This is a genomic window from Cetobacterium sp. (genome assembly GCF_977044495.1).
Map to the genome: position 1 here is coordinate 1 of NZ_CDRRQU010000001.1, position 25,829 is coordinate 25,829.

The 25,829-nt window shown below is 29.4% G+C and carries 26 protein-coding genes; 5 read left to right on the forward strand and 21 right to left on the reverse strand.

What is annotated here, in order from left to right:
• Positions 1-289 precede the first annotated feature (289 nt).
• Genes ACWI69_RS00005 through ACWI69_RS00025 form a run of 5 tightly spaced genes read right to left on the reverse strand, consistent with a single transcriptional unit; the run spans position 290 to position 7,579 of the window.
• Positions 290-1,810 (reverse strand): hypothetical protein, encoded by a 1,521-nt coding sequence (locus ACWI69_RS00005; protein WP_448819814.1) that lies wholly within the window; start codon positions 1,808-1,810, stop codon positions 290-292.
• A gap of 20 nt (positions 1,811-1,830) precedes the next feature.
• Positions 1,831-2,544 carry a diacylglycerol kinase gene (locus ACWI69_RS00010; RefSeq protein WP_448819815.1) on the reverse strand — a complete coding sequence of 238 codons (714 nt, stop codon included), beginning with the start codon at positions 2,542-2,544 and terminating at the stop codon, positions 1,831-1,833.
• A 10-nt stretch (positions 2,545-2,554) separates the two neighbouring features.
• Positions 2,555-3,019, reverse strand: coding sequence for an rRNA maturation RNase YbeY (ybeY, locus tag ACWI69_RS00015; protein ID WP_448819816.1), 465 nt, complete (start codon positions 3,017-3,019; stop codon positions 2,555-2,557).
• Between the two features lie 13 nt (positions 3,020-3,032).
• Positions 3,033-5,102 (reverse strand): HD family phosphohydrolase, encoded by a 2,070-nt coding sequence (locus tag ACWI69_RS00020; protein WP_448819817.1) that lies wholly within the window; start codon positions 5,100-5,102, stop codon positions 3,033-3,035.
• A gap of 5 nt (positions 5,103-5,107) precedes the next feature.
• Complete coding sequence (locus ACWI69_RS00025; RefSeq protein ID WP_448819818.1) at positions 5,108-7,579, reverse strand: helicase C-terminal domain-containing protein; 2,472 nt, start codon at positions 7,577-7,579, stop codon at positions 5,108-5,110.
• Between the two features lie 265 nt (positions 7,580-7,844).
• Between ACWI69_RS00025 and rpsT the strand changes: the two genes are divergently transcribed.
• Both rpsT and ACWI69_RS00035 read left to right on the forward strand, forming a co-directional pair.
• Positions 7,845-8,105, forward strand: a complete 261-nt coding sequence (gene rpsT / locus ACWI69_RS00030) for a 30S ribosomal protein S20 (RefSeq protein WP_448819819.1) — start codon at positions 7,845-7,847, stop codon at positions 8,103-8,105.
• A gap of 61 nt (positions 8,106-8,166) precedes the next feature.
• The gene (locus tag ACWI69_RS00035; protein ID WP_448819820.1) at positions 8,167-8,673 is read left to right on the forward strand and encodes a KdsC family phosphatase; all 507 of its coding nucleotides are present in this window, start codon (positions 8,167-8,169) and stop codon (positions 8,671-8,673) included.
• Between the two features lie 18 nt (positions 8,674-8,691).
• On the opposite strand, the gene ACWI69_RS00040 is transcribed toward ACWI69_RS00035, so the two are convergent.
• The 7 genes from ACWI69_RS00040 to ACWI69_RS00070 all read right to left on the reverse strand — a co-directional run bounded on the left by ACWI69_RS00040 (position 8,692) and on the right by ACWI69_RS00070 (position 18,115).
• A complete protein-coding gene (locus ACWI69_RS00040) occupies positions 8,692-9,795 on the reverse strand; it encodes a YibE/F family protein (RefSeq protein ID WP_448819821.1) in 1,104 nt (367 codons plus the stop codon).
• Positions 9,796-9,853: 58 nt separating this feature from the next.
• Entirely contained in the window at positions 9,854-10,114 is a 261-nt protein-coding gene (gene rpsO / locus ACWI69_RS00045) for a 30S ribosomal protein S15 (RefSeq protein ID WP_448819822.1), read from the reverse strand.
• Between the two features lie 109 nt (positions 10,115-10,223).
• Positions 10,224-12,410, reverse strand: coding sequence for an ATP-dependent zinc metalloprotease FtsH (gene ftsH / locus ACWI69_RS00050; protein WP_448819823.1), 2,187 nt, complete (start codon positions 12,408-12,410; stop codon positions 10,224-10,226).
• Positions 12,400-13,740, reverse strand: a complete 1,341-nt coding sequence (gene tilS, locus ACWI69_RS00055) for a tRNA lysidine(34) synthetase TilS (RefSeq protein ID WP_448819824.1) — start codon at positions 13,738-13,740, stop codon at positions 12,400-12,402. The genes ftsH and tilS overlap by 11 nt, the downstream gene beginning before the upstream one ends.
• Positions 13,741-13,820: 80 nt before the next feature.
• Positions 13,821-15,479, reverse strand: a complete 1,659-nt coding sequence (locus ACWI69_RS00060) for a B12-binding domain-containing radical SAM protein (RefSeq protein WP_448819825.1) — start codon at positions 15,477-15,479, stop codon at positions 13,821-13,823.
• 26 nt (positions 15,480-15,505) lie between these two features.
• On the reverse strand, positions 15,506-16,453 hold the full coding sequence (mltG, locus tag ACWI69_RS00065; protein WP_448819826.1) for an endolytic transglycosylase MltG: 948 nt from the start codon (positions 16,451-16,453) through the stop codon (positions 15,506-15,508).
• Between the two features lie 75 nt (positions 16,454-16,528).
• Entirely contained in the window at positions 16,529-18,115 is a 1,587-nt protein-coding gene (locus ACWI69_RS00070) for a DEAD/DEAH box helicase (RefSeq protein ID WP_448819827.1), read from the reverse strand.
• Between the two features lie 211 nt (positions 18,116-18,326).
• Between ACWI69_RS00070 and ACWI69_RS00075 the strand changes: the two genes are divergently transcribed.
• Positions 18,327-18,713, forward strand: coding sequence for a PG0541 family transporter-associated protein (locus tag ACWI69_RS00075; RefSeq protein ID WP_448819828.1), 387 nt, complete (start codon positions 18,327-18,329; stop codon positions 18,711-18,713).
• Positions 18,714-18,760: 47 nt separating this feature from the next.
• On the opposite strand, the gene ACWI69_RS00080 is transcribed toward ACWI69_RS00075, so the two are convergent.
• From ACWI69_RS00080 to ACWI69_RS00105, 6 genes are all read right to left on the reverse strand, one after another.
• The gene (locus ACWI69_RS00080) at positions 18,761-18,910 is read right to left on the reverse strand and encodes a FeoB-associated Cys-rich membrane protein (RefSeq protein ID WP_448819829.1); all 150 of its coding nucleotides are present in this window, start codon (positions 18,908-18,910) and stop codon (positions 18,761-18,763) included.
• A 22-nt stretch (positions 18,911-18,932) separates the two neighbouring features.
• The gene (gene feoB / locus ACWI69_RS00085) at positions 18,933-21,134 is read right to left on the reverse strand and encodes a ferrous iron transport protein B (RefSeq protein WP_448819830.1); all 2,202 of its coding nucleotides are present in this window, start codon (positions 21,132-21,134) and stop codon (positions 18,933-18,935) included.
• Between the two features lie 9 nt (positions 21,135-21,143).
• Positions 21,144-21,371: a FeoA family protein gene (locus tag ACWI69_RS00090; protein ID WP_448819831.1), complete on the reverse strand. Its 228-nt coding sequence runs from the start codon at positions 21,369-21,371 to the stop codon at positions 21,144-21,146.
• A 93-nt stretch (positions 21,372-21,464) separates the two neighbouring features.
• Positions 21,465-21,686: a FeoA family protein gene (locus ACWI69_RS00095; protein WP_448819832.1), complete on the reverse strand. Its 222-nt coding sequence runs from the start codon at positions 21,684-21,686 to the stop codon at positions 21,465-21,467.
• A 97-nt stretch (positions 21,687-21,783) separates the two neighbouring features.
• Entirely contained in the window at positions 21,784-22,728 is a 945-nt protein-coding gene (locus ACWI69_RS00100; protein ID WP_448819833.1) for a tRNA 2-thiocytidine biosynthesis TtcA family protein, read from the reverse strand.
• On the reverse strand, positions 22,712-23,536 hold the full coding sequence (locus ACWI69_RS00105) for an ATP-binding protein (protein WP_448819834.1): 825 nt from the start codon (positions 23,534-23,536) through the stop codon (positions 22,712-22,714). Before ACWI69_RS00105 ends, ACWI69_RS00100 begins: the two co-directional genes overlap by 17 nt.
• A gap of 121 nt (positions 23,537-23,657) precedes the next feature.
• Here ACWI69_RS00105 and ACWI69_RS00110 point away from each other — a divergent pair, with 121 nt between their 5' ends.
• Entirely contained in the window at positions 23,658-24,014 is a 357-nt protein-coding gene (locus ACWI69_RS00110) for a hypothetical protein (RefSeq protein ID WP_448819835.1), read from the forward strand.
• Between the two features lie 29 nt (positions 24,015-24,043).
• Here the strand turns inward: ACWI69_RS00110 and ACWI69_RS00115 are convergent, their stop codons facing one another.
• Positions 24,044-24,304: a hypothetical protein gene (locus ACWI69_RS00115; protein ID WP_448819836.1), complete on the reverse strand. Its 261-nt coding sequence runs from the start codon at positions 24,302-24,304 to the stop codon at positions 24,044-24,046.
• Positions 24,305-24,449: 145 nt separating this feature from the next.
• Here ACWI69_RS00115 and ACWI69_RS00120 point away from each other — a divergent pair, with 145 nt between their 5' ends.
• Complete coding sequence (locus tag ACWI69_RS00120; protein ID WP_448819837.1) at positions 24,450-24,815, forward strand: C-GCAxxG-C-C family (seleno)protein; 366 nt, start codon at positions 24,450-24,452, stop codon at positions 24,813-24,815.
• A gap of 29 nt (positions 24,816-24,844) precedes the next feature.
• Here the strand turns inward: ACWI69_RS00120 and ACWI69_RS00125 are convergent, their stop codons facing one another.
• Complete coding sequence (locus ACWI69_RS00125) at positions 24,845-25,186, reverse strand: hypothetical protein (protein ID WP_448819838.1); 342 nt, start codon at positions 25,184-25,186, stop codon at positions 24,845-24,847.
• Between the two features lie 132 nt (positions 25,187-25,318).
• Complete coding sequence (locus ACWI69_RS00130; RefSeq protein ID WP_448819839.1) at positions 25,319-25,720, reverse strand: acyl-CoA thioesterase; 402 nt, start codon at positions 25,718-25,720, stop codon at positions 25,319-25,321.
• Positions 25,721-25,829 lie beyond the last annotated feature (109 nt).

Genomic DNA, 25,829 nt, shown 5'->3' on the forward strand with positions numbered 1-25,829 from the left:
AAAAATAAACTGATTTTTGGTTATTTTTTATAATATATATTTTTAATAATTTTTACTTCATCTAAATAAAAACAGTATCTTTTATTTTAAGTATTTTGATTTTTTAATAAATAAATTTTAAAAAAAAATTTATCTATTGTTATTTTTTCTAAATATACTTTTAAAAAAAATAAAATATAACTTTTTTATTTTTTAATCTTTTTTCAACCTATTAAAAGTTTATTTTTAATAAAATTTATTTTTTTGCTAATGTTTCTAATTATAAAAGGGCATGAAAATTCACACCCTTTTAAAATAATATTAAATCGTATATATCCTGTATTCTATATGGACTAGGAAGCTTTATTTTCAAATTTTCCCAAACTTTCGAAAAAGTTTCTTGATCCATATCCTTTATCTGGTTATATGCTTGAGATTTGTATAAAATATCCTCTCCACATTTCTTTATTGCATTTAAAATTTGAGATTTTATCTTTTTATAATTTATATCTGTTATTACAATTAAACTATAGTAATCAGCCAGCAGTTCTCTTTCAACACAATATTCGAATGTCAGCACTTTTCTTACAATTGTTCCTAGATAAGCAATCGATAAATTTTTGCTAAACATTCCACATCTCTCACCATCAACTTCAAGAAAAGGTAGAAATATATCTTGATAATGATAATCTTGAACTGATTTTGTAAAAAATAAAAAACTAGAAAAAATCGTCTTCTTTCTTACCTCTTTCTTTAAAAAACTTTTATCAACTTGGTAAACAGCTCCAACATGTGGAAAAAGGGAAACTGTCAAATCTTCTGAGTGGCAAAAATTAACTATATTTTCTTCATACGCCTTATTTGCTTTAATTTTTCTGATAAAATAATCTGCTTGAAAAAGCTCATTAGCTAAATTATCCACTTTAAACAAGGCATTAAAAACTCTATTATTGTCTAATAGAGTATTTTTTGTATCATTTGATAGTTTACTCAGTAAATTTTCAAATCTTGTGCTTTTTACAAAATTTTTTATAAACCCCTCATCTATTTGAGGTGATATCTCAATATTGCTCTCTATTAATAGAGTATTACTATCCTTTATTACCTTCCCTTTTTTTAGTTCCTTTAAGAAAAATGATAAGTACTCATTCTTAAATTCAACAAAATACTGTTTTTCAATATCATCCAAATTAAGCTTATCTAAAATTTTGTCATAATTGAAAAAATCTAGAAGATTTATAATTCCGTCTCTATTTATTCCTACAGCATTCCAAGTGCACGTATATGGTATAAATCCTCTCTCCTTATCAACCATAATACTTACAAATTGAGCAATTCCACCACCTAAAGAATGACCCGTTATAGATATTTTTTCTTTAGAAATCTTAAACTCATCATAAATTTTATTAAATACTTCCAATCCATTATAAAATTGTACCGGTTTTACACCTAATCCTATTTTCAAATCATTTTCTATAAAATCTTTATAGGCATCCTCTATAGGATATTTTTCACTTCCTCTATAGGATATTACATACTTGTCGTATTTAATATTTCTGAACACTACACTATAAAACCCTGTTGAGTCCCTTTCTAAATCGGAAGCTCTTTTGCTTTCTACATAAAATATCTCCCAATTTTGAAGAATGTCTTTAAAAAAATCATAAAATAAATGTCTAGTACTTGAATTTGAAAAATAAAATCCATTGCTATCTAGCTTTAATGAGTTATTCTCTCTATAAATTTGATCTAAATTTTTTTTATAATCCTCTTGAGAAAAATTACAGTAAGAGAGTACACTAAGCAATAGATAATCTTTAGCTCTTTGCATTACATACACCTCCTAATATTTTAAACTTTTAATAGGGATAAAAAAAGATATGTAACACCCATTCCTATTGCCGCACCTATTATGGTTTCCAAAACTGTGTGTATCTTCCCCTCTACCCTTGATTGTAAAACTAAAATTAAAAGAAATAAAGAAAGATAAAATACTCTGACATTGTGTGTCAGAAAGAATATTCCCATAAAAAGTGCTCCACCAAGAGCACTATGTCCACTAGGAATTCCTCCTCTTAAAGGAGTCCCCTTCTTAAAAATACTTTTAATCGCTATTACCAGTATCACTATAAATATAGTTATAAAGATGATAACATTTGCATAAGACTCCTTTAATAAATCAAAAAAATTAGCAAACTCACCCGCTATTCTTTTATGAAAAACCAAATATCCTACTATTAAAGCATTACTGGCTGCTATAAATACAGCACCTGCACCAACATCTTTAGCTCTCTTAGCTAAAATATTATATTCTGGTGAAACTAAATCTACAAAACTTTCTATAGCTGTATTTAAAAGTTCTGTTGCTAAAACAAGGGACATACTGATTGATAACACAATTAACTCCATTCTACTAACACCTAGAAAAATTGAGATCATCAAAACTAATATTGTACAAAATGCATGAAATTTCATATTTCTTTCTGTCCTAATAGTCTCTATTATTCCTTCTATTGCTACGTTAAAACTTTGTGTTATGTCTTGCTTACTTCCCTTTCGCTTCATCAGCTCCTCCTTAATCTCTCGTATGACCAAATCTCCCTAAAATCTCTTCTTCTCTGGCTCTCATCTCTTTTTTATCCTCGTCTTCTATATGATCATATCCTAATAGATGTAATATTCCATGTGTTAAAACATAAAAAAACTCTCTTCTAAATGAGTGATTATACTCATTACACTGTTCTTCAACTCTTTCTAAAGATATCACTATATCTCCTAATGTATCATATGGACCAATCATATAATCATCCGTTTCATGATATGCAAAAGATATCACATCTGTGGGGCGATCTTTTTCTCTAAACTCTCTATTTATTCTTTGAATCTCCTCATTTCCAACTAGTGCCACAGATATATACACAGGCTTCTCAGAATCAAATTCATCATTTAATACCTCGTAGATATATTCTTTTACCTCTTCCTCATTTATAAGCTCATTATACCCTTCTATTTCTAAAGAAAAATCTAATACTACTTCCATGCCAACTCCTTTTTTATTTTTGTCCTGGATATTTTATTCTTACATGATGAATACTCATTAAAACCTTTGTAAACGTTTTAATAATTATCTCTATCTCTTTAAATGTCAACGCTGCTTCGGATAATTGATTGTCCTCTATTTTTGAATTAATTATCTTTCTTAACATATTTTCTATCGTTATTGGAGTTTTTTCGTCTAATGACCTTACAGCCGCTTCTATAGAATCCGCTAACATAATTATAGCTGACTCTTTACTTCTTGGAATAGGACCTCCATATTTAAAATCCTCCTCTATCACAGTTGGATCCAATTGCTTTGCCTTGTTATAAAAATATGCTAACATTGTTGTCCCCTGATGTTCAAACATAACATCCCTAATCTCTCTTGGAATTTTATACTCTCTTCCCAACTCATTTCCATCCTTGGTATGAGATGTTATTATTAAAGTACTTAAAAATGGAGAAATTTTTGAGTGCGGATTTTCTCCTCCCTCTTGGTTTTCTACGTAAAACTTAGGTCTTTTCATCTTTCCTATATCATGATAATATGACGCTACTCTAGCAAAGATAGCATTTGCACCAATTGCCTCTGCCGCTGCTTCAGACAATGTTGCAACCATCATTGAATGATGGAATGTTCCTGGTGCTTTCATAGATAACAGTTTAAGTAAAGGATGGGATAAATCTCCCAGTTCTAAAAGTCTAAATGTTGTTAAGATGTTAAATGTTCTCTCAAAATATGGTAAAGCGGCTATAGCCAACATTCCTGAAAGTAAACCTGAAATAACTATCTCCCCACTTTGTAATACAACTAAGTTTTGCTCTCTTCCTATAAAATAAGTCAGTAATAGATATAGGAAGAATTTAGTTACTGCTAACTTCATTCCTAAAGCTATTAACTCCTGTCTTGTTGTCACCTTTTCTATTAAATAGGATCCCATTAAACAAACTAAAAAAGTTACGATAACAAATACAGGGTCATAACCGATAATAGGAAATAAATAAGTCATTGCCATCACTGCCGCTAAAAAGGCAAAATCTTTAGCAAAAAGTATGACCATTAAAAAATACATTGTGTCAAATGGAACAAAATATATATGGTCAGGTTTTGTAAATCTATAAACTAAAAAACTTATCGTATATATTAAAAATAAGCTTCTATAGATACTTTTATTCAATATATTTTTTTTAAATTTATTTACTAACAGTGGATAAAAGATAACTGTTAAAATAATTACATACAAAAAATTTGCCACTGAAAAACCTAGCCCTCTGTTATAAGAATAAATTCCAACAGCTTCTAAGAGTTTAGCTCTACTTTCAGTTATTATATCCCCTTTTTTAACAAGTAAAGTTCCTGCCTTTATATCTAAAATCTGATCATCTATTTGTAGTATCTTTTCAGCGATAGAGTTCTTAGTCTTTGTTTCATCATATATATAATTTGCAGTTAAAAAATTTTCCACAATTTTTTTATCAAATTCCGGAAGCTCTAAAAATAATTCATCATTTGGAGGTGATATTGTTAAACTTCCTTTTTCTCTTATAATTCCTGTTGCATACGCTTTTGTTAAAAAACCAATAACTCTTTCTTTTGTTTCTAGCAACTCTTTTTTATTTAGTTGTGTTAACTCCGCTATTAATTTCGGAGGTAACTGTTTACCTATTATATCCTCAACTCTATCTAAATATAATTTATTTTTTATGAAATTTTTCTTTAAAATCTCATCAAAAAGATACTCTGCTCCTGATATATAGACTGTTCCCGCCTGAGGTACATATATATATTCTTTTTTAGAATTTTCCATAAGATTTTTTATAATATCCTGTTTCTTATCTCTATCATTAAAAAGAATACTTTTAGGTGAATAAATATCATTTATTGCAACATCACCTACATCATATTTTTGTCTGTTAATTATATAGCCACTTTTTGAACTAATAACTATTACCATTATCATTAAAATTAGATAAAAAATCTTTTCTCTTAAGTGATAATCCTTAGTGTACAATTCAGCATCGTCCGCATTTTTCTTATTAATCTTAAAAGTTAAACTTAGACCAAATAGCTCAATTTTCTTCATATTGGTTACTCCTTTTGGGTTTTAGAAATATCTTTTAAAATCTCTTCTTTACTTAATATCTTTATATTTTTAGTAGGAATAGCATCTTTAAAATATTTTCCATAACTTTTCGTTATTACTCTATTGTCTAATATTGTAACAATCCCTTTATCATTTTTACTTCTAATCAGCCTTCCAATTCCTTGCTTAAATTTAATCACAGATTCTGGAATTTGATACTCTACAAAAGCATTTTTATTTTGTTGTGTTATATTTTCAATTATTGCCTCTGTCACTGGATCACTTGGAACCTTAAATGGCAATTTTATTAAAACCACCGAACTCAATTGTTCTCCTTTTATATCTACACCTTCCCAAAATGAATCTGTCCCAAATAAAACAGGATTTTTTATATTCTTGTATAAATTTACAAGTTGAGTTCTCGGTGCCTGTCCCTGAATTAAGAGATTCAAGCCTGCATCTTCTAACTCATCTTTTATCATATAATACATATAATTTAGGGTAGTGTATGAGGTAAATAGTATAAAACATTTTCCCGAAGTTTTCAATACCAAATTTTTTAAAAAATCTTTGATACTGTCAATAAATTTAGGATCACTTGGATTTAATAAATCTTTAGGTAAATATACTGTCATTTGATTATTATAATCAAATGGAGAGTGTATAACTTTCTCCAAAGTTTTTTCCTTTAGTCCAATGCTTTCTTTAAAATAAGAAAAATCCTCTCCTATTGCTATTGTTGCAGATGTAAAAATCATCTGTTTTAAATTTATATACAAGTTCTTATCCAACTCTCCATCTATTTTTAAAGGTGTAGCAACTAATTTGGAATTACTCTTTTTTCCATTCACTTCGACCCAATATATAAATTTATCATCATCTAATAAATTTATAAATTTTAGATTTTCAAAAAAGCTATCTAATCTGTCTATGTATCTAGAAAAATCACTTATATAACCCTCTTTATCCTCTATATCTTTAATTTTTCCCAAAATTGTTCTAACCTTCTTTAAATAAGATGATAAATCAACGATAAACTCATCTTTTAAATTATCCAATTGATTATAAAAAATAGCTTTCTCAAACTCATTCTTTTTTAGTCTATAAGTCACACTGCTCATCTGTCCCCTAGAAAAAACCTCAATTATAAAATTAAAATACGCTCTTCCTGAGTTAAATAGATTCCTATGCCTTAACTTTATATCATTCTCTAAATCTGACTCAATTCCTTTTTTTCCTTCATAATCACAGTTTTTCAAATAGTTTATGAAGATATCTAAACTTCCTGTACCTCTTTTTTTATTTTTTTCCATTGTATAGATTTGATTCATAGTCTTAGTAAAACCATATTTAGAAATTTCATATGAAAAATAATCTCTTGCAACTTTTTCTACATTATGAGCCTCATCAAAAACAGCTAATTCATACTCTGGTAAAATTGAATACTCTGTATTAAATCCAATCTCCTTTCTTATTGCTAAATCAGAAAAATACATATGATGATTAGTGATTAAAATATCCGCTTTCTTTTTTTCGTCCCTTGCCTTTAAAAAATAACACTCTGATTTGAAGGCACATTTGTTTCCGGCACACATATCACTTTCACTTTGAAAATGCTCCCAAATCGAATAATCTACTTCAAATGGAAGTTCAGCTTTATCTCCCGTTTCTGTTTTCCCTCCCCATTTTACTACCTCTTTAAATTGGGATTTTTGACTTTGACTATATTCTTCAAAATCAACAATATCGCCTGTAGCTACGTTATGTAACTTCCTATTACATAAATAATTTCCTCTTCCCTTAACTAAAACATAATTGAAGTCTCCTTGAATAACTTTTTTAGCTATTGGAATATCTTTATTTAAAAGTTGCTCCTGTAAGTTTATTGTATTGGTACTGATTACAACTCTTTTTTTATTCTTAATACTCCACTCTATCGCAGGAATTAAATAACCTAGTGTTTTTCCTGTACCTGTACCTGCTTCAACAATTACTTTTGTTTCTGTATTTAAACCTCTTTCAATAACTTCAGCCATCTCTAACTGTTCATTTCTATATTCAAACTCTTTAAATACATTCGCCAAGAGTCCCTTTTTTTCAAAATAAGGTTTTATATCTATCTTTATATTTTTCTTTTGAACCAATTCAACTATAATATATATATTCGATACATCATTATCTACTATGTAGGATCCACCATCTAATTTATTCGAATATATAGCAGCAATTTCTACATCTGGATCAGATGGATATAAGTGCCCTGATGGATGATTGTGAATAATCACTTCACCTTTTCTCATTGCTTTTAATATAGCCGGTACTGAGTACTTATTACCTCTAGCTAATACTTCGACTTCTGTCACTACTCCTTCTTCATTCGGAATCCCTCTGAAAAATACTTCGTTTCCATCGACTTTATTTATCTCTAGCCTCATTTTCTCCCTAGCATCTAAAGATATTTTTTCTTCTATATTCATTCTTATCCTTTCTTTATCTCTTATATTCTCACTACAATATAATACTCTTTTTTTGAAAAAATATAAATTATTTTTTTATTTATCTTCTTTTTTTCTGATAAATATGTTAAAATGTTTTAGGTCCATTGTAAATATTGTGTCTCTTTTTATGCTTACCTGTCAAATTAAAATACTAATACTGAGTACGATATTCATATTGACATAAATCATTATTTATGTTATTATGCTATGAAAATTTTATTTAAAATTAAGGGAGGTTTTTGATTTGGCACATTCAAAATCAGCAAAAAAGAGAGTTTTAGTAGCAGAGAGAAACAGGGAGAGAAATCAAGCTGTAAAATCTAGAGTAAAAACAATGCTTAAAAAAGTTTTAGTAGCAGTAGAAACTAAAGAGGTTGAAGCTGCAAATGCTGCTTTATCAGTAGCTTATAAAGAGTTAGATAAAGCTGTAAGCAAGGGAGTTATGAAAAAAAATACAGCATCTAGAAGAAAAGCTAGATTAGCTGCAAAAGTTAACGCTTTATAATCATGCTATTAAGATAAAACTGGGGATATCCCCAGTTTTATTTTTATTGTAAGGAGGATTTATGATTAAACTTATTGTTTTAGATGTTGATGGAACTCTTACTGATGGAAAACTTTATATATCAAACTTTGGTGATGAAATGAAGGCTTTTAATGTTAAAGATGGTCTGGGTATAACTCAGGCAATCTCTCAGGGTAAGCAGATTGCTATTATAACAGGAAAAACTTCACAAATAGTCACTAAACGTTGCCAAGAACTTGGAATAAAGGAAATTCACCAAGGAATTAAAAACAAAATAGAAACTCTTGATTCAATATTGAAGAAGTATTCTATTTCTTATGAAAATGTCGCTTACATGGGTGACGACTTAATTGATTTAGCAGTTATGAAAAAATGTAAACTAACTGGTGCTCCTAAAGATTCCGTTAAAGAGATTCTTAATATCTCCGATTTTATTTCAACTAAAACTGGAGGTAATGGGGCTGTTAGAGAATTTATAGAGTATATTCTAAAAAAAGAAAATCTGTGGGAAAACGTGGTAAATCATTTTGTTCCTACAGAACAATAAAAAATAGCTGAAATTCAGCTATTTTTTTGTAAATATAGTACATGATAAATATGAAGTTATTGGCACTGCAACTAAAATTCCTATACTTCCTGCAAAAGCTCTTACAATATCAGCTGCTACCGATTCAAAGTTTAAAATTCTGATTAAGGGAAACTCTTCTTTCTGTAAATATATAAACAATGTTGATAATATTCCACTACCTATATATGCCAATATCAACGTGTTCACCATTGTCCCTATAATATCCTCTCCTATTCGCATCCCAGATTCAAAGAGATCTTTTTTTACTATGTCTCTGTTTCTATTTTTCAACTCCGTAAGAGCAGATGCTATCGACATGGACACATCCATGACCGCTCCCATACTTCCTAATATAACTCCAGCAGATATTATCTCTCTAATTTTTATGCCTTGAAGCAGTGCTGAGTAATTTAATGCTTCTACCGAGACAAACCCTGTCATAGCCATTTTATATGAAAAATACATTGACACTATTCCAGCTATTATCACTCCTATAACAGCTCCCAATATAGCAACCAATCCTTTTTGTGAAAATCCTGTAGTTAAAAATATTGTAACTATTGAACATAGTAGCGCACATCCTGTCGAAGCCAAAATAGGTGAATACCCCTTTGATATCAGTGGCAAAAAAATATTATATATTATTCCTACTACAATTATTAAAGATATAATAGCTTTTACCCCTTTATATTTTGCTATTACAACTGTCAATAAAATAAATATCCCTACAATAAAAAATATGGAGTCTCTTTTATCTATATCCACTATATAGTATGTATCATTATTGGAATCTCCAATCTCTTTATACAGTACTACATCCTGATTCTCTCTTATAAAAATATTATATGCTTTTTCTAAATAAATTGGAGACTGAATTAAAACTTCCTTTCCTTTATCTTCTCCCTCCAAAATTTTTACTCTATATTCCTCAATCTCTTTTATTCCATCTTGTTCATTGTATCCACTTTTTTTTATATTTTCTAAATATAAAATTTTACCTTTTACATATTCCTCTTGCTCCTCTCTATCAGAGTAATTTAAGTCTTGAGAGAATATCCCCACAGAAAACATTATCAAAAATAATACAAAAAATTTTTTCATATACCCTTTCCTTTTCTCCAGCTATAAAAAAAACGAGGAAAGCTTCCTCGTTTTATTATTACTTTCTGATTCCTAATTTAGCAATAAGAGCTCTATATCCTTCGATATCTTTGCTCATCAAGTAGCTTAAAAGTCTCTTTCTCTTTCCAACCATTTTTAATAGACCTAATCTTGAGTGAAAATCCTTCTTGTGAGTTCTTAAGTGATTAGTTAAGTGGTTGATTTGTGCAGTTAAGATAGCAATTTGAACCTCTGTAGATCCTGTATCCTTTGCATCTTTTCCGTAAGCATTGATGATTTCTGCTTTGTTTATAGCCATTTTATGTCCTCCTGAATATTTAATATCTAAGCCAAGGTTTACGGGGCTTAATCGTAAATCCTAGCATAGATTATTGTTATTATAACATAATATATTATTTTAGTAAAGCCTAATTTTGGGGCTGACTATCCTTTTGTTCTTCTAAAACTGATTGAGAAGCTTTTTGTTTTAATTCTTCTCTCAATTTATTTTCTTCTTCCTTTAAATCAGCTAATTTCTCTTCGATTCTCTTTTCCTCTTCTAATCTCTCAACAGTCTTTCCTTTGAGCATCTCATCCAACTCTTCACCTGTTATAGTCTCCAGTCTTAATAATGCTTGAGTTATATTCTCTAATGTCTCTCTATTTTCAGTTAGAATCTCTTTAGCTCTATCATATGCAGTCATTACCAATCTTCTTATTTCATCGTCAATCTCTTTTGATGTTGTTTCACCATAGAGCTTTTGCTGGAACATATCGCCATCACGAGTAGCATCTAACATTATTGGTCCAAATTTATCACTCATACCATATTTAGTTACCATGGCATGAGCTAGACCTGTAGCTCTTTCTATATCATTGCTAGCACCTGTTGTTATATCACCAAAGACTACCTCTTCAGATGCTCTTCCTCCTAAAAGAGTTACAAGTTCAGATAAAAATTCATTTTTAGATTTTAAATATCGATCCTCTGTTGGAAGTGTCATTGTATATCCAAGAGCTGCCATTCCTCTTGGAATTATTGTAACCTTATGAACTGGTTCTGTATGTGGTGATAATCTTTGAGTCATAGCGTGACCTACCTCATGATATGCAACTATTATTCTCTCTTTTTGAACTGCCATTCTCGATTTTCTCTCCGGTCCTATTGTTACTTTTTCCGAAGCTTCTTCTAAATCTGACATATTTATCTCATCTCTTCCAGCTCTTGCGGCTAATATTGCAGCTTCATTTAGCATATTCGCAATATCTGCCCCTACAAATCCAGGTGTTTTTCTAGCTATTACATCAAAGTCCACATCAGACGCAAACTTTTTATTTCTTGAATGCACTCTTAAAATAGCTTCTCTACCCTTTATATCTGGTCTATCAACGACTACTTGTCTATCAAATCTTCCCGGTCTCATCAAAGCTTTATCTAAAATTTCAGGTCTATTTGTTGCTGCTAAAACAATTATTGTTTCATCAGTTCCAAAACCATCCATTTCTACTAGAAGTTGGTTAAGTGTTTGTTCCCTTTCATCATTTCCGCCACCTTGACCACTTCCTCTTTTTCTACCCACTGCATCAATTTCATCTATAAAAATTATACATGGAGAATTTTTTCTAGCCTTAGAAAATAAATCTCTAACTCTTGAAGCTCCAACTCCTACAAACATCTCTACGAACTCTGATCCTGACATGTTGAAGAATGGAACTCCTGCTTCACCAGCTACAGCTTTAGCTAAAAGTGTTTTTCCTGTTCCCGGAGCACCCAATAATAAAACTCCCTTTGGAATTTTAGCTCCTAAATTTTTAAATTTATCAGGTTCTTTTAAAAACTGAACAACCTCTTCTAATTCGACTTTTGCTTCGTCTATACCTGCTACATCCGCAAAAGTAATCTGGGACACATTCTCTCCATTTTCTTTAGCCTTAGATTTCCCCATATTAAAAATTTGTGGTCCTCCACTGCTTCCTTTATTCATTTTATTAAGCATGAAAATCCAAATTCCAATCAACAATAACATTGGGAACCAAGATACCAACATATTTAATAAGAATGGCAGTTCCTGCGGTGGTAAAGACTGAATTTGAATATTTTTACTCTCTATCAAATCAACTAGCTGTAAATCTCCTCCTAGCCTATCAGTAATCATCCTAGCCTTTATAGCAGATGCATCTTTATCAGCGGTATATCCATATATATATCCTTCTCTTTCATCCACTCTAACTATTTTACTATCTTTAACGTCTTGTAAAAAATCCGTATAACTTACGACTTTCACATTTGTTGTATCTGATTTAGAAAACATTGTTGGAAGTGATAGAATTATCGTCACTATGAACAGCAACATTACAAATCCCTTTAAATTGAACTTACCACCCAATTCTCTTGGATCATTTGAATCTTTATCCTGTTTTCCTTTATCTATGCCCTCTTTTAGTTTTTCTTTTATTTTTCTTTTTCTTTCTTCCAGCTCTTCTTTTTGCTTTTCCTCATCCGATTTTTTGTCATTGTCTTTATCAGCTTCATCATCATCGCTTCCATCTTTTTTTGGCTCCTCTTCAATGAAGTTATACAATGCCATTTTTTCATTATCTTCTCTATTCTTCATCTTGCCTCCTTATGATTAGCTTAATTCCCTTTTTATTTTCTTCACCCTTAAAACTTTCACTCTTTTTTACGCCCGAAGCCCAAACAATTTCACTGTCCTTCACTACTAATGGTATCTCTCCCCTTATATCTTTTGGAATTTTTTCATTTATAAAAATATCTTTCAATTTTTTATACGATTTCATTCCTAAAGGTTTTATTCTATCCCCATCCTTTCTCATTCTAATTTCTATAGTGTCACCTATTTTTAAATTTGTTAAAAATTCATTTTTTCCAAAGCTTCTATTGTCTTCTATAGCTTCTACAATATAATTATTAAACACAGTTTTAAACGGTATTTCTTTCATAAGTACACTACTAATTTTTTCCAACTTATCTTTTTTTTCTTTCTCTATCCAAATATATTTATATTGTTTTTGCAGTATAAACCCTTTTTCTAATTTGATTACTTTACTGCCATTACTATTCAACAAATTTATAATGTTTCCTATTTTTTCTCTTGAACCTTCTAAATTATATTTTTTTAAATATTCATTAATTATCTTTCTTTGAATATATTTCTCTTCTAAATTAATTAACTCTATATTCAAACAGCACCTATTCTCTTTTGACACTTCATATTTTTTTAAATCGACTTTTAATATACTATTTACCTCTTTAATCTCTGAAATTAAATTAAAAATTTTATCCTTAAAATTAATGTTATATCTCTTTTCGATCAAAGGTATTAAATCCAATCTTATGCTATTTCTGGTAAAATCATTTTCAAAATTTGTTTCATCTACCCTATAGTTAATTTTATTTTTATCTAAAAAATCTAAAATAGCGCTTTTATAGATTTCATTAATTGGTCTAATAATATTTTCTCTATTTTGGATTCCTTCTAAACCTTCCAAAGATGAACCTCTAATAAGTCTAAATAGAAATGTTTCGATTTGATCATCTAAATTGTGAGCTATTGCTATCTTATTTCCTGAAATATTCGTTAATATCTCTTTAAAAAACTCATATCTAACAAATCTCCCAGCCTCTTCTAATCCTATATTCTTTTCCCTAGCAACCTTCTCTATTGAAACTCTTTTTACAAAAATTGGTATATTTAGCTTTTCCGCATACTCAATACTAAATTTTTCATCTGTGTCTGAGTTTTCTCCTCTTAATAGATGATTTATATGTGCTAAAACAATTTCAAATTTTATCTCTTTTTTCGCATAATTTAGAGCTTCTAATAAAAATACTGAATCTGGTCCACCTGAAAAACCAAGAACTATTTTATCGCCTTCTCTTACTAATTTTTCATCTTTTATTTTTTTTAAAATTTTTTTTAACATTATTTTATCCTTTAAAACAGTATTTTATAGAATTATACCATATAGAGACTCTTTTTAAAACTCTTTTTACCTCTTATTTTTTAGTTAAAAACTTCAAAAACAACTTTTTTATTTGAATAATTAAAAAAAATTTCAATCTCTTTATTTTTATTATTTAGTACATCATAATTAAATTTTTCAAATTCTGTTTTTTTATATCCCTCTCTAGAGGAAGCAAAACTTTTCTCAACAATTATTTTGTTATATTTTTCTTTATTTTTATTGGAAATGAACCACTCTGGATATACTCCCGGTTTTCCTAAAAGTAGGTAATCTAATTTTAAATACTCTATAAAAATATTTTTTCCTTGAAAATTTTTCTCATCAAAGAATTTAACTAGATGATTAAAAATAGCTACTATCTTATGACCAACTCCTAGAAGATTATTTTCATCATAATATTTTGATATATCTTCAAAAAAATCAAATGGTCTTTTATAATAATTTTTTATTATATATTTTACTGAATACTTAAATTTTTCAGAATTATAGTAATAATCCAACATTTTCTCTATATTTTTTAATTTTATTAATTCATCATATTCTATAAAACAATTTGAAAGTACTTCATATGGAGGAAATTCCATATACTTATATTTATATTTTTCTATCTCTCTCGCTATTTTTGTTCCACTTAAAACTTTTAAAAAACCTAGCTGTATCATCTCAGCATCTAGATTATATACATAATCAAATGAATCTTTAAAAGTTTCATATGTATCATATGGCAATCCAGCTATTAAATCCACATGCAAATGTATATTTTTGGATATCGCTTTGATGTTATTCTTCAATCTTTCCAGCAAATTTCTTCTATTTATACTATTCATTGTCTCTTTATTAATACTTTGAACCCCTATTTCAAATTGAAAGTATCCCTCTGGTACTTTTTTTAAAAAATCTATAATTTCATCATCAAAAATATTAGCATTTATTTCAAAATGAAATGTCACTCCTTCCCTATAATTTTCTAACAAATACTCCCATATTCCTAAATATCTATCTTTCTTTAGGTTATAGGTTCTATCCACAAATTTTACTAGCTCAACTCCAGAATCTAAAAATCTTCGCAAATCACTCTTTACTCGCTCTAAAGATAGGTATCTTACGCCTTTATCTATCGAGGACAAACAATATGAACAACTAAAAGGACATCCTCTACTTGATTCATAATATAATGTTTTTATATTTTCTTTTAACTCTTCATCACTATATGGAAATGGTATAATGTCTAAATTTTCTATTGGAGATTCATCTCCCGAATATATAAACTCATCCTCTTTTAAAAAAGCCACCCCTTTTTGACTTTTATTTTCATTTGTTAAAAAATTTAAAATTACTTTCTCTCCCTCTCCCACTAAAATAAAATCAATAGCTCTATTTTCTATTAGAGATTCTTTTGCATTATAACTAACTTCTGGTCCACCAAGTGTTATCGTTATATCTGGCATTATCTTTTTTAATTCTTTTATAATAGTGAATACATACTCTTTGTTCCAAATATATGTTGAAAAAATATAATGACTCGCTTTTAATCTAAAGAGATCTGCTATTATACTTTGAATATGATTATTTATATTACTTTCGTATAACTCTATATTTAAACTGCTATATTTTTCTACATAATTTTTTAAATATCTAATTGCTAAATTTGTATGAATAAATTGGCTATTTATTCCAACTAAAACTATTTTGTTCATCTTTATATTCTCTCCTAACTGCTTAATCACTTTTTTTGAACTTCTAAGTGTTCTTTATATGTTTTTGTAAATGTATGTCTTCCATTCCCAGTTACTACAAAAAATAGATAATCTGTTTTAGCAGGATTTATGGCTGCCATAACAGAGTTATAATCTGGATTGGATATAGGGCTTGGAGGTAACCCTTTATACAGATATGTATTATATGGTGAATCTATTTTTAAATCCTTGTAGTACATTCTTCTTTTACTATAATCGTATACATAATTTACCGTTGCATCCGAACCTAAATTCATTCCCTTTTTTATACGATTGTAAAAAACTGACGCCATTAGAGGTTTTTCATCTTTTAACTGAGCTTCTCTTTCAATAATTGATGCCATAATTAGCTGTTCATAAAATTTTTTCTTATCAGGATATTTTTCTGGAGGAAATTTTTTTAAAAACTCCCCCGTCATTGCTCTTACTATCTCATTTTCATTTGTATCCACAGAAAGATAATAGGTCTCAGGGTATAAATATCCTTCATAATTTCCATTTGGTGTTAAATATGGAAAATCTTTTATATTTTGTAGAGCTTTTTTAAGCCCCTCTTCCGTTCCTATCCCTTTGTCCTGAAGTAACTTACCTATCTCTTTTATTGAATATCCCTCTGGAATTGTCAAAATAGTATATTTAACCTTTCCCTCTTCCATCATTTGTAATATATCTTTATATGAGTATTTTCCACTAAATTCATAGAAACCAGCCTTAATACTTTTTCCTGAATTTTTTTCATATTTTAAAAAAATTTTAAAAATTATTGATTTATCAATACCCAACTTGTTAAAAACACTACTTAAACTTGTGCCTTGCTTCAGATTAACTTGAATGTTATAATCTCTTTTTTCTTCTATTTTTATTGAATAGATTTTAAAAAGGGCTACTGGTATTGCCAATATCAAAAATAATAATACTAATATTTTCTTCTTCATAACACTCTCCTATTTTTATGTTGAAAAAAGCTGTACTTTGGTTTCCCTAGTTACAGCTTTACTATTTTTATTCAATTACTTTCTTGATTGCTTTGCTTTCTCTATCAAAGGTTTCTTTCCTTTTCTATCTTTTTGAAAGATATCAATTATAGTTTCAGCTTCAACGAATGGAACAGAAACAAATGAAAAATTCTCATACACTTCTACACCTTTTAGTTTTGACTCATGAACTTTAGTTTTTTTAGATATTAAATCGACCAATTTTCTAGGTGTCATTTTATCTTTCTTACCAAGAGCTATAAATAATCTTGTTTTTCCTGTTTTATCAAGTGAAACACTCTCTATATCAGAGTAGTTCGCTTCCTCTAGCTCCTCATCATAGAAATTCTTTAATATCGCTGCTATAACTTCAATCGGTGTTGTTTCTTGAGTTAGTAACTCTCTTGCCATATCGTAATACGACTCCGCATCTCCATCAGCTATAATACTTTTAACGCTATCAAATAATCTAGTTTTCTTAGCTAGTATTACATCCTTTACTCCCGGAACTTGCTCTTTTTTAATTTCCGTCTTTGTTATTCTTTGAATTTGAAGTAACTTTCTATACTCAGATGGAGTTATAAAAGTTATTGCTGTACCCTGCTTTCCAGCTCTTCCAGTTCTTCCTATTCTGTGCACATAACTTTCTGCTTCTTGAGGAATTGCATAATTTATTACATGAGTTAGATCATTTACGTCTATTCCTCTTGCCGCTACATCTGTTGCAATAAGGATATTTAGATTTTTATTTTTAAATCTTCTTAAAGTAACTTCTCTATGATTTTGACTAATATCTCCATGTAGACCCTCAACATCATAACCTCTATCTTGTAATTTCCCTACAAGTTCATTTACATCATTTTTAGTTCTACAGAATACAATTCCATAAAAATCTAATTCAATATCAATTATTCTACATAAAGCTTCAAATTTATCTTTCTCTTTTACTTCAAAGTAAATTTGTTCTGTCAGATTTGTTGTCAACTCTTTTTTCTTAACTGCTAACACTTCATGCTCTCTCATATGAGATTTTGCTATTTTTAAAATCTCTGCTGGCATAGTTGCAGAAAAAAATAGCATTCTTTTATCTTCGTTAGTTTCAGTTAAAATCTGCTCAATATCTTCAACGAATCCCATATTCAACATTTCATCAGCTTCATCCAGTATAAAATAGTCAATATTATTAAGCTTTAAAACCTGTCTATTCATCAAATCCATTACTCTTCCCGGAGTTCCAACAACAATATCAACACCCTTATTAAGTTGCCTTTTTTGTTGCTCTAATGATTGTCCTCCATAAACAGGGATTATTTTTAATTTTCTTCCATGAGCCAACGAGTTCATCTCTTCTGCTACTTGTACTGCCAACTCTCTTGTTGGTGCTAATATTATTGCCTGTATATATCCTGTACTATTCTCTATTTTTTCAAGAATTGGTAAAGAGAATGCCGCAGTTTTTCCTGTTCCTGTTTGTGCTTGACCGATTATGTCTTTATCTCCGTTTAACAATGCTGGTATAGTTAAAGCCTGTATTGGACTTGGCTGTTCAAAACCTTTTTTTTCTAGAGGTTTTAAAGTTTTTTCAGTTAAACCTAAATCTCTAAATGTTAATATTTTTTCCATATTCACTTCCTTAAATTATTTATATTCATTCATTAGATTATAACATAGATTTATAAAAATGTGTACTTTTTTTAAATTTTTATTTATTAGTTATGGGTTATTTTTTTACATGTTCTCATTCTGTAAGAACTGTTACTATATTAATGTATTGATTTTTTTTAGAAAATGTAGTATTAAAATATTAACATAATTTTATAGGAGGCGGTCTTTTATGGTTGTTGATAGAAAAAATACAAAAAGAGTAGTCATATACATTAACGACTCTCAAAAAAATAATTTACAAACATTTTTACATTCAATTGGCTTTCATTATTACACCATTCAATCTAAACTAGAGGGTAGCTGGGAGTATGGAATTAGACACTTAAATAACCATGTTTGGCCAGGCTCGGAAGCAGTTTTCCATCTTATTGTTTCAGGCTCTAAAGTAGATTTACTTTTAAAAAAGTTAAAAAGTTTTAGGTTAGGACTTCCTGATAATGTAATTATGGCTGTTCTGGTTTGTCCTCTAGATGATTTTATTTATAATATGATGAGCGTTGATATTGAACCGGATGATTCAACTGAAAAAGTTCATTGGCTAAAGGATGACGAGTAAAAAAATAAAAAGAGGAGTTAAGCGACTCCTCTTTTTCATTCTAAATATTAATGTTTACATTTATCCTTCAAACTACAATTCCCATTTTTTCCCTTTGAACAACTACATCCGCCTTCACCTTTGAGCATTTTATATAAACTTCTTAGGGCCACCCCTCCAATTACTACAACTATTCCCAATAAAATTAAAGTTTTCATTTTTACCTCCTCAATAGAAAAGTTAGAAAAATAACTTTCCAATTTGGAATACAACTGTCGACATAATATATGGCACTACCAATAGCATTCCTATTATAAATCCTGTAAATTTATATCCAAACTCTTGCTTTATAGCTCCCAATGTTACAACACAAGGAACCACTAACAATATAAACACCATAAACGAATATGCTCTCAATGGACCTAAATCATCCGTCCATAACATCTTTGTTGCCGCTACAACTCCGCTTCCCTCTGCTTCAATTTCATCTTCATCAGGTACACTAAATAGCGCTTTTACATCTAGACTTATAACACCAACTATTGAGTCTTTAATCGCTACTCCCAACCCAACAAATTGATCAAGTGTATCCTCCATAAATGTTGTTTCCTGTCCTGCTTCCTCTTCAACTTCCTGTGTATCTTTATCTCCTACTAAAACTTGAGCCATAAATCCTACCACAATCTCTTTTGCTGCCAAACTTGGTAGTATAGCTGCAACCGTTTCCCATCTATCAGCAAATCCTGTTGGCTTTAAAACCCCTTGGAACGTCTTTCCAAATTTAGCCATATACGAGTTTGCTGTATCTCCATTGTTTGGAAAATATGTCAAAGCCCACAATATCATCAGCATTCCCATTATCACTGTTGTCGCCTTTTTCAGATATGACCCTGTCCTTGTCAACGTTGATTTTACAATTACTCTTAAGCTTGGAACTCTGTACGGTGGTAACTCTATAAGTAACGCCCTTCCTTCAGCTCTAAACATTTTAAAATTTTTCAAAATTAGTCCAACTAAAATTGCTACAGTAATTCCCAGTACATATAATGTCATTACAATCATTCCAGCTTTAGCTCCGAAAAATGCTGCTGTAAACAATCCATATACTGGAAGTCTAGCTCCACACGACATGAATGGTGCCATAGCAGCCGTCAATCTTCTTGAAGAATCATCTTCTAAGGTTCTTGTAGCATAAATTGCTGGAACTGTACATCCAAAACCTAATACCATCGGAACAAATGCCTTTCCATTTAATCCTAATTTTGTCATCACTTTATCCATTAAAAAAGCCACTCTAGACATATATCCACTTTCTTCTAATATCGCTAGGAAGAAATATAGATATAACATAAGAGGAACAAACACAACAACTCCTCCTACCCCTCCTAAAATTCCGTCCATAATCAATGAAGCTAGCCAATTTGGAGTACTATCATCTATTAACATACCTACATACTTTCCAAGATAATCATTTATGAATCCATCAATCCAATCGATTAAAGGAGCTGATCCATTGAATACTGTTCCCATTAATCCCACTATTATTAAGAAAAATATAGGTAATCCTAAATATCTATTCAGTAAAACTCTGTCCACTTTATCTGTAAAATCAAGTCTTGATTTTATAGAAGTTGTAAATGTTTTTGCCAGTATCCCTTTTACCGTTCCATATCTCCCTTCCGCAAATATAGTTTCGATATCTTCATCATGATCATCTTCAAGCTGTCTAGTTATTTTTAATATACTGCTATCTTCTTCGTAATCATATTCAGATTTTAAAATTTCCAGTAGATGCTTGTCCTGTTCTAATAATTTTATCGCTAAAAAATCAATCCCAAATTTTTTAGAAGCTTTTTGTAATTTTTCATCACACTTTATTTTACATTTAACTTCACCTATAGCATCTTCTATACACTTATCAAATAATAATGTATATTTTTTATTTTTTTTAGGTGACTTTGCTATAATCAATGCTTTATCAAGTAGTTCTTGAATCCCTGTTCTTTTTGTCGCTGATGTCATTATCACATCCATTTCAACCAACTCTTCAAACTTCTTAATATCTAATTTATAATTCAATTTCTCAAATTCATCATAGAAATTTAAAGCCATAATCATTGGTTTTTCTAACTCTTTCAGTAACATTGTCAAATATAAATTTCTTTCTAAGTTTGTAGAATCAACTATATTGATTATAACATCTGGTTTTTCATTAATTATAAAATCTCTAGTTATAGTTTCCTCTAATGTATATGGACTTAAACTATAAACTCCTGGCAAATCAATACACTGAATTTTTTCACCCTTATATTCAAATTCCGCTTCTTTTTTTTCAACTGTAACTCCCGCCCAGTTTCCTACTTTTAGATTTGAACCTGCAATGGCGTTTATTAATGCTGATTTCCCTACATTCGGATTTCCTGTAAATGCTATTTTTATCATCTTTATCTCCTATCCATCTATCTCTATTTCAATATTTTGTGCATCTTTTTTTCTTATAGCGATATTTGTTGATTTAACAATAAATTCTTGTGGATCTCCCAAAGGGGCATTTCTCTCAAGTTTTATTATCTCTCCAGCTGTAACTCCCATATCGACCAGCCTTTTTTTTAGCTCGCCAATTCTCCCAATTTTGACGATTTTTGCTGACTCGCCCCTTTTTAACTCTGTTAATTTCATTCCAAGCCTCCCAACTCATTAGTTATAAATATATTTTGATTTTCAAAATATATTTCAAAAATTTAAATCACAGTAGATAACTGTGATTTAGTACTATTCATTATCAATCATTATTTTATTTGCCAATCCAAAATTCAAAACATATTTAGTGTCATTTGTTTTTACAATATAATTCCTTTGGTCATCTCTTAATAAACATATTTTATTTCCTATACAAAATCCTTTTTCTGTCAGTCTATTTCTATCTTTACCTCTTCCCTTTATCTCTTTTATAACAAATTCTTTATTCTGTTCTGCGAAAATTAATGGTGTCATAGAATAAACCTCCTAACATTTGTTGTTATTTATATTTGAATTATATTCCACTAAATAACATTTGTCAAGAATAAAACTTTAATAATCAAAGTTTTCTTTAAACAAATAGATCTTTTATACTATTTAACATTACACTTCTAATATTTGGACTATCCTTAGACAACTCTTGTATCATCTTCTTTATCTTTAAACGTTTTGAATTGTCACTTGTTTCATAAGGACAGTCATTGTGTAAAATTGGTAGTCCCAATTTCTTTGCATACCTAATCGTTTCTTTTTCCTCCACATACGCTAACGGTCTAATTACTTTTAACCCATATTCCTCCGAATAATAAGCTGGTTTCATTACTCCCATGTTTCCTTGATATAAAACATTCAATAAAAACGTTTCTACTATATCATCCTTATGATGACCTAAAACCAATTTATTTATATTTTGCTTTTTCATCTCTTTATATAACAACCCTCTTCTTACTCTTGCACACATAAAACATGGATTTTTCAACTCTTCGTTAGTTAAAATACTTTCACCTATTGTAGTTTCTATCACTTGTAATTCCACACCTAACTTCCTACAATATTCTTTTATATCGCCATATTTTCCTCCCTCTTCAACCGGATGAATATGGATTGGAAACAATTCAAAATTTATTCCCGATATCTTTTTTATTCTTATTAGGGCATTTAAAACTGTCAAACTATCCTTTCCACCCGATATTCCAACAGCAATTCTATCTCCATCTTCAATCATATTATATTCGTGCATTGCTTTTCCTATTGGACTCCATAGTGTTTTCTCAAATCCCTTATCTTGAATGAATGATAAAATCTCTCTATCATCTAGCCTATTTAAAACTATTTTTAGACCAGTTTGTCTATAAATCTTATCAATCAATTTAAGTACCCTGTTTTCAGTATAGGTAATCTCTATTTTTATTTCATCTTTTGAATTATTAATTAAAACTTTATTCTCTTGAACCTCAAAAACAAAAGCTTGAAATATATATCCGTCCAACTCTTTTATACTATCTATCTTTAACACTTTTTTCTCCTTCTTTACCTTCAGATACATATCCTAATATATAATCTAAATTTACATTTTTCATCGAATTAAATATACTCTGTTTTATCTGAGGATTTGTTTTCTCCAAAGTAGATAAAAGATTTTTAATCTCTTTTCTCTTTGAGTCAACTTTTCCAGATTCAATTGGACATCCACACGCCATTGCCTCAATCTCATTTTTTTTGGTAAAGTTTATAATATCATTTTCTTTTACATAAATTAATGGTCTTATTAACTCCAATCTTCCACTTGTTGATTTTACTTTGGGAATCATTGTTTTGGTAGTTCCTGCATAAAACATATTTATTAATGTTGTTTCTACTAAATCATCAAAATGATGCCCTAATGCCAATTTATTGTATCCTAATTCCTCTACTTTGCTATAAAGAACTCCTCTTCTCATCTTTGCACATAAAAAGCAAGGACTTTCCGGAGAGGCTTCAAAAGCTACTTCCCAAACATTCGCATCAAATATTTTGCATGGAATTCCTAATTCTTCTAAATTAACTTTGAATTGTTCTAAATCTAATGCTCCAAATCCTGGATTCATTGATATAAATGCTACTTCAAAATTTTTACTTTTGTCTCTTTTTAGCTCTTGAAATAGTTTTGATAGTAATAAACTATCTTTTCCGCCAGAGACACCTACAGCGATTTTATCTCCATTTTCTATCAAAGCAAAATCTTTTATTGCTTTTGTAAATTTTGACCATATTTTCTTTCTGTAAGTACTTCTTATTGAATACTCAACCATTTCTCTTTTTGTTTCAAAAACTTTTTCTTCCATCAATCCTCCGACAATAATAGTATAGATTTTTACTCCATTATACCATGCTCGCAAAAAAATTAACAATTCTTTTTTTTTGTGTTAAAATAAGCTATTCAAATAGATGAGGTGATTAATTTTTATGAATAATATAGAAAAAAATGTTTTAGAATTTTTAAAAAGTGGAATGGTCTATAGTGATGGAGCCATTATGAAAAATTTGGGTATCGATTCTAACGAACTTGAAAAAATATATACCTCTCTAACGGATCAGGGATATTTAGAAAGCTACGAAGATTTTCTTAAACGAAACCCTGACTATGAAAAAGGAGAAGAAGAACACTCTTGTAACAATTGTTCTTCAAGTGGATGTTCATCCAAAACTGGTTGTTCATCTGGTGGATGTTCTTCAGGTGGATGCTCGTCTAAAGATGATAAAGATATTGATTATTCTAAAATTAAAGTTTTAACAGAGAAAGCTTTTACATATACATACTAAAACTTAAAAGGAGAACTCTAAAGTTCTCCTTAGCTCAATTCTTGTTCTATTCGATACAAAAAAGTATGTAACCTATTGTAAATTCTACAGTAGCCCCAAGTAAAAATCAAAAAAATTGTAGAAATCACAACTCCCTCTTTGCTTATATTGTTATTTCTCATTGAAAATAGTAATCCAAATATAAACAACAAATAATATAAAACTGAAAATTTTCTTAAAATTTCATACAAAATTTCTGTAAAAACTCTAAAAATCGAAACCATAACCAAACTATATTTTCTTAATATCACAACTTCCCCCTTTATGATATAAACTTATAATAATGTACTCCTTTATTCACCATTTTTCAAATTGATTTTATTTATACTTATCATTGACACCAATGCTTTTCGGTACTATAATCAATTAGATAGTCTTATATTGAAGGAGTGTTCTATGAATAAAAAAGTAACTTATGTAAAAGGTCAATTTAACTGTGCTGAATCTATTATTGACTCATTTAATAAAAATAATAATACTAAAATTCCTGTTGCTTTGGGTAGTGGTATGGGCACTGGTGTTACCATTGGTAGCCTTTGTGGTGCTATCAACGCAGCTGTTCTTATCATTGGCTACCTTGAAGGTAGAGAAACTTATCAAGAGGAAAATAAAGCCAGATTTTTAGCTAATGACTTATTAAAAGAGATTAAAAATAAATTCGGCTCTGAGCTTTGTATAGACTTAAAAAAATCAAACATCAGCTGCGAGGAAATTGTTGAGTCTACCTATAAAATATTAGACGAGATCTTAAATAAAAATTAAAGGAGTAGAATAACTACTCCCTTTTGCAATTAATTTGCAACCTTTTCTTTTACTGCATCTACACCTTCACTAATCTTTTCTTTAGCTTTATTCAATTCGTCTTCCAATTTGTCCGTTGCCTTTTCAACAGTTTCTACTGCAGACTTAGTCGCGTCTTCTGCATTTTGTACTGCAACTTCTTGAACAGCTGTCGCTGTTGATGGTTGTTCCGTCATTTGTTGTGCATTTGCGTCACTAGAAACTTTATCTGCTGGAATTACTGGTGACTCTGTTGTTGTTTGTGTCGCTGGTTTTACTTCCTCTTTTTCAGTTGAACACGCCAATATAAATACGCTCAATACTAACAATGACATTAATTTTATTTTTTTCATCTTAACTCCTCCTTAAAATTTAAAGTGCTATATATTATTGTTGCTAAAAGAGTTTACTTTTCCTTTTTATTTTAAATATTTTCTATATTAAATTTTACTACTTTTTTGCCTTCTAGTCTTTATTTACAAAATCTATTTGATAAAAATATCTTCTAATGTATTCAAAAATTTTTCAGAAAATTTTGTAACCCTTTTCCTTTCATAGTCAAAACCTACAATAGTTGTGCTCCCTTCTAACACAACTTTATCACTTTCATTTTTAACAATATATATAAAATTTATTGAAGTTTTTTTTATTTCAACGCCCTTTATCGTTATTTTTAATTTATCCCCCAAATAGATCTCAGCTCTATAGTAAACGTGTGCATCTTTTTGAATTGTTCCTATGTTATCCCCTACATTTATTTCACTCACTCCTAAACTTTTAAAAAGGTCTATTCTAGCTTGTTGAAACAACAATAATGCCCTTTCATTCCCCATATGTCCACCATAATTTATATCAGATACTGTTACTTTGTAATCAACTGAAAACATCTTATATTCCTCCTTTAAATATTCTTCATCCAACATTATAACAATTATTTTCTCTCATTTGTTATTTTTCTTTTTTCTATGATATAATTAAAATCATAATTTTGAGGTG

Excerpts from the sequence above, each read along its gene's own strand:
- ACWI69_RS00120 (WP_448819837.1), top strand. The coding sequence starts at position 24,450 with ATGAATAAAAAAGTAACTTATGTAAAAGGTCAATTTAACTGTGCTGAA.
- ACWI69_RS00060 (WP_448819825.1), bottom strand. The coding sequence starts at position 15,479 with ATGAACAAAATAGTTTTAGTTGGAATAAATAGCCAATTTATTCATACA.
- ACWI69_RS00020 (WP_448819817.1), bottom strand. The coding sequence starts at position 5,102 with ATGAAGAAAATTGAGCTATTTGGTCTAAGTTTAACTTTTAAGATTAAT.
- mltG (WP_448819826.1), bottom strand. The coding sequence starts at position 16,453 with ATGAAGAAGAAAATATTAGTATTATTATTTTTGATATTGGCAATACCA.
- ftsH (WP_448819823.1), bottom strand. The coding sequence starts at position 12,410 with ATGAAGAATAGAGAAGATAATGAAAAAATGGCATTGTATAACTTCATT.
- ACWI69_RS00130 (WP_448819839.1), bottom strand. The coding sequence starts at position 25,720 with ATGTTTTCAGTTGATTACAAAGTAACAGTATCTGATATAAATTATGGT.
- ACWI69_RS00095 (WP_448819832.1), bottom strand. The coding sequence starts at position 21,686 with ATGACACCATTAATTTTCGCAGAACAGAATAAAGAATTTGTTATAAAA.
- feoB (WP_448819830.1), bottom strand. The coding sequence starts at position 21,134 with ATGATAAAAATAGCATTTACAGGAAATCCGAATGTAGGGAAATCAGCA.
- ACWI69_RS00075 (WP_448819828.1), top strand. The coding sequence starts at position 18,327 with ATGGTTGTTGATAGAAAAAATACAAAAAGAGTAGTCATATACATTAAC.
- ACWI69_RS00125 (WP_448819838.1), bottom strand. The coding sequence starts at position 25,186 with ATGAAAAAAATAAAATTAATGTCATTGTTAGTATTGAGCGTATTTATA.
- tilS (WP_448819824.1), bottom strand. The coding sequence starts at position 13,740 with ATGTTAAAAAAAATTTTAAAAAAAATAAAAGATGAAAAATTAGTAAGA.
- ACWI69_RS00005 (WP_448819814.1), bottom strand. The coding sequence starts at position 1,810 with ATGCAAAGAGCTAAAGATTATCTATTGCTTAGTGTACTCTCTTACTGT.
- ACWI69_RS00025 (WP_448819818.1), bottom strand. The coding sequence starts at position 7,579 with ATGAATATAGAAGAAAAAATATCTTTAGATGCTAGGGAGAAAATGAGG.
- ACWI69_RS00110 (WP_448819835.1), top strand. The coding sequence starts at position 23,658 with ATGAATAATATAGAAAAAAATGTTTTAGAATTTTTAAAAAGTGGAATG.
- ACWI69_RS00090 (WP_448819831.1), bottom strand. The coding sequence starts at position 21,371 with ATGAAATTAACAGAGTTAAAAAGGGGCGAGTCAGCAAAAATCGTCAAA.
- ACWI69_RS00035 (WP_448819820.1), top strand. The coding sequence starts at position 8,167 with ATGATTAAACTTATTGTTTTAGATGTTGATGGAACTCTTACTGATGGA.
- ACWI69_RS00010 (WP_448819815.1), bottom strand. The coding sequence starts at position 2,544 with ATGAAGCGAAAGGGAAGTAAGCAAGACATAACACAAAGTTTTAACGTA.
- ybeY (WP_448819816.1), bottom strand. The coding sequence starts at position 3,019 with ATGGAAGTAGTATTAGATTTTTCTTTAGAAATAGAAGGGTATAATGAG.
- ACWI69_RS00040 (WP_448819821.1), bottom strand. The coding sequence starts at position 9,795 with ATGAAAAAATTTTTTGTATTATTTTTGATAATGTTTTCTGTGGGGATA.
- ACWI69_RS00080 (WP_448819829.1), bottom strand. The coding sequence starts at position 18,910 with ATGAAAACTTTAATTTTATTGGGAATAGTTGTAGTAATTGGAGGGGTG.
- ACWI69_RS00070 (WP_448819827.1), bottom strand. The coding sequence starts at position 18,115 with ATGGAAAAAATATTAACATTTAGAGATTTAGGTTTAACTGAAAAAACT.
- ACWI69_RS00105 (WP_448819834.1), bottom strand. The coding sequence starts at position 23,536 with ATGGAAGAAAAAGTTTTTGAAACAAAAAGAGAAATGGTTGAGTATTCA.
- rpsO (WP_448819822.1), bottom strand. The coding sequence starts at position 10,114 with ATGGCTATAAACAAAGCAGAAATCATCAATGCTTACGGAAAAGATGCA.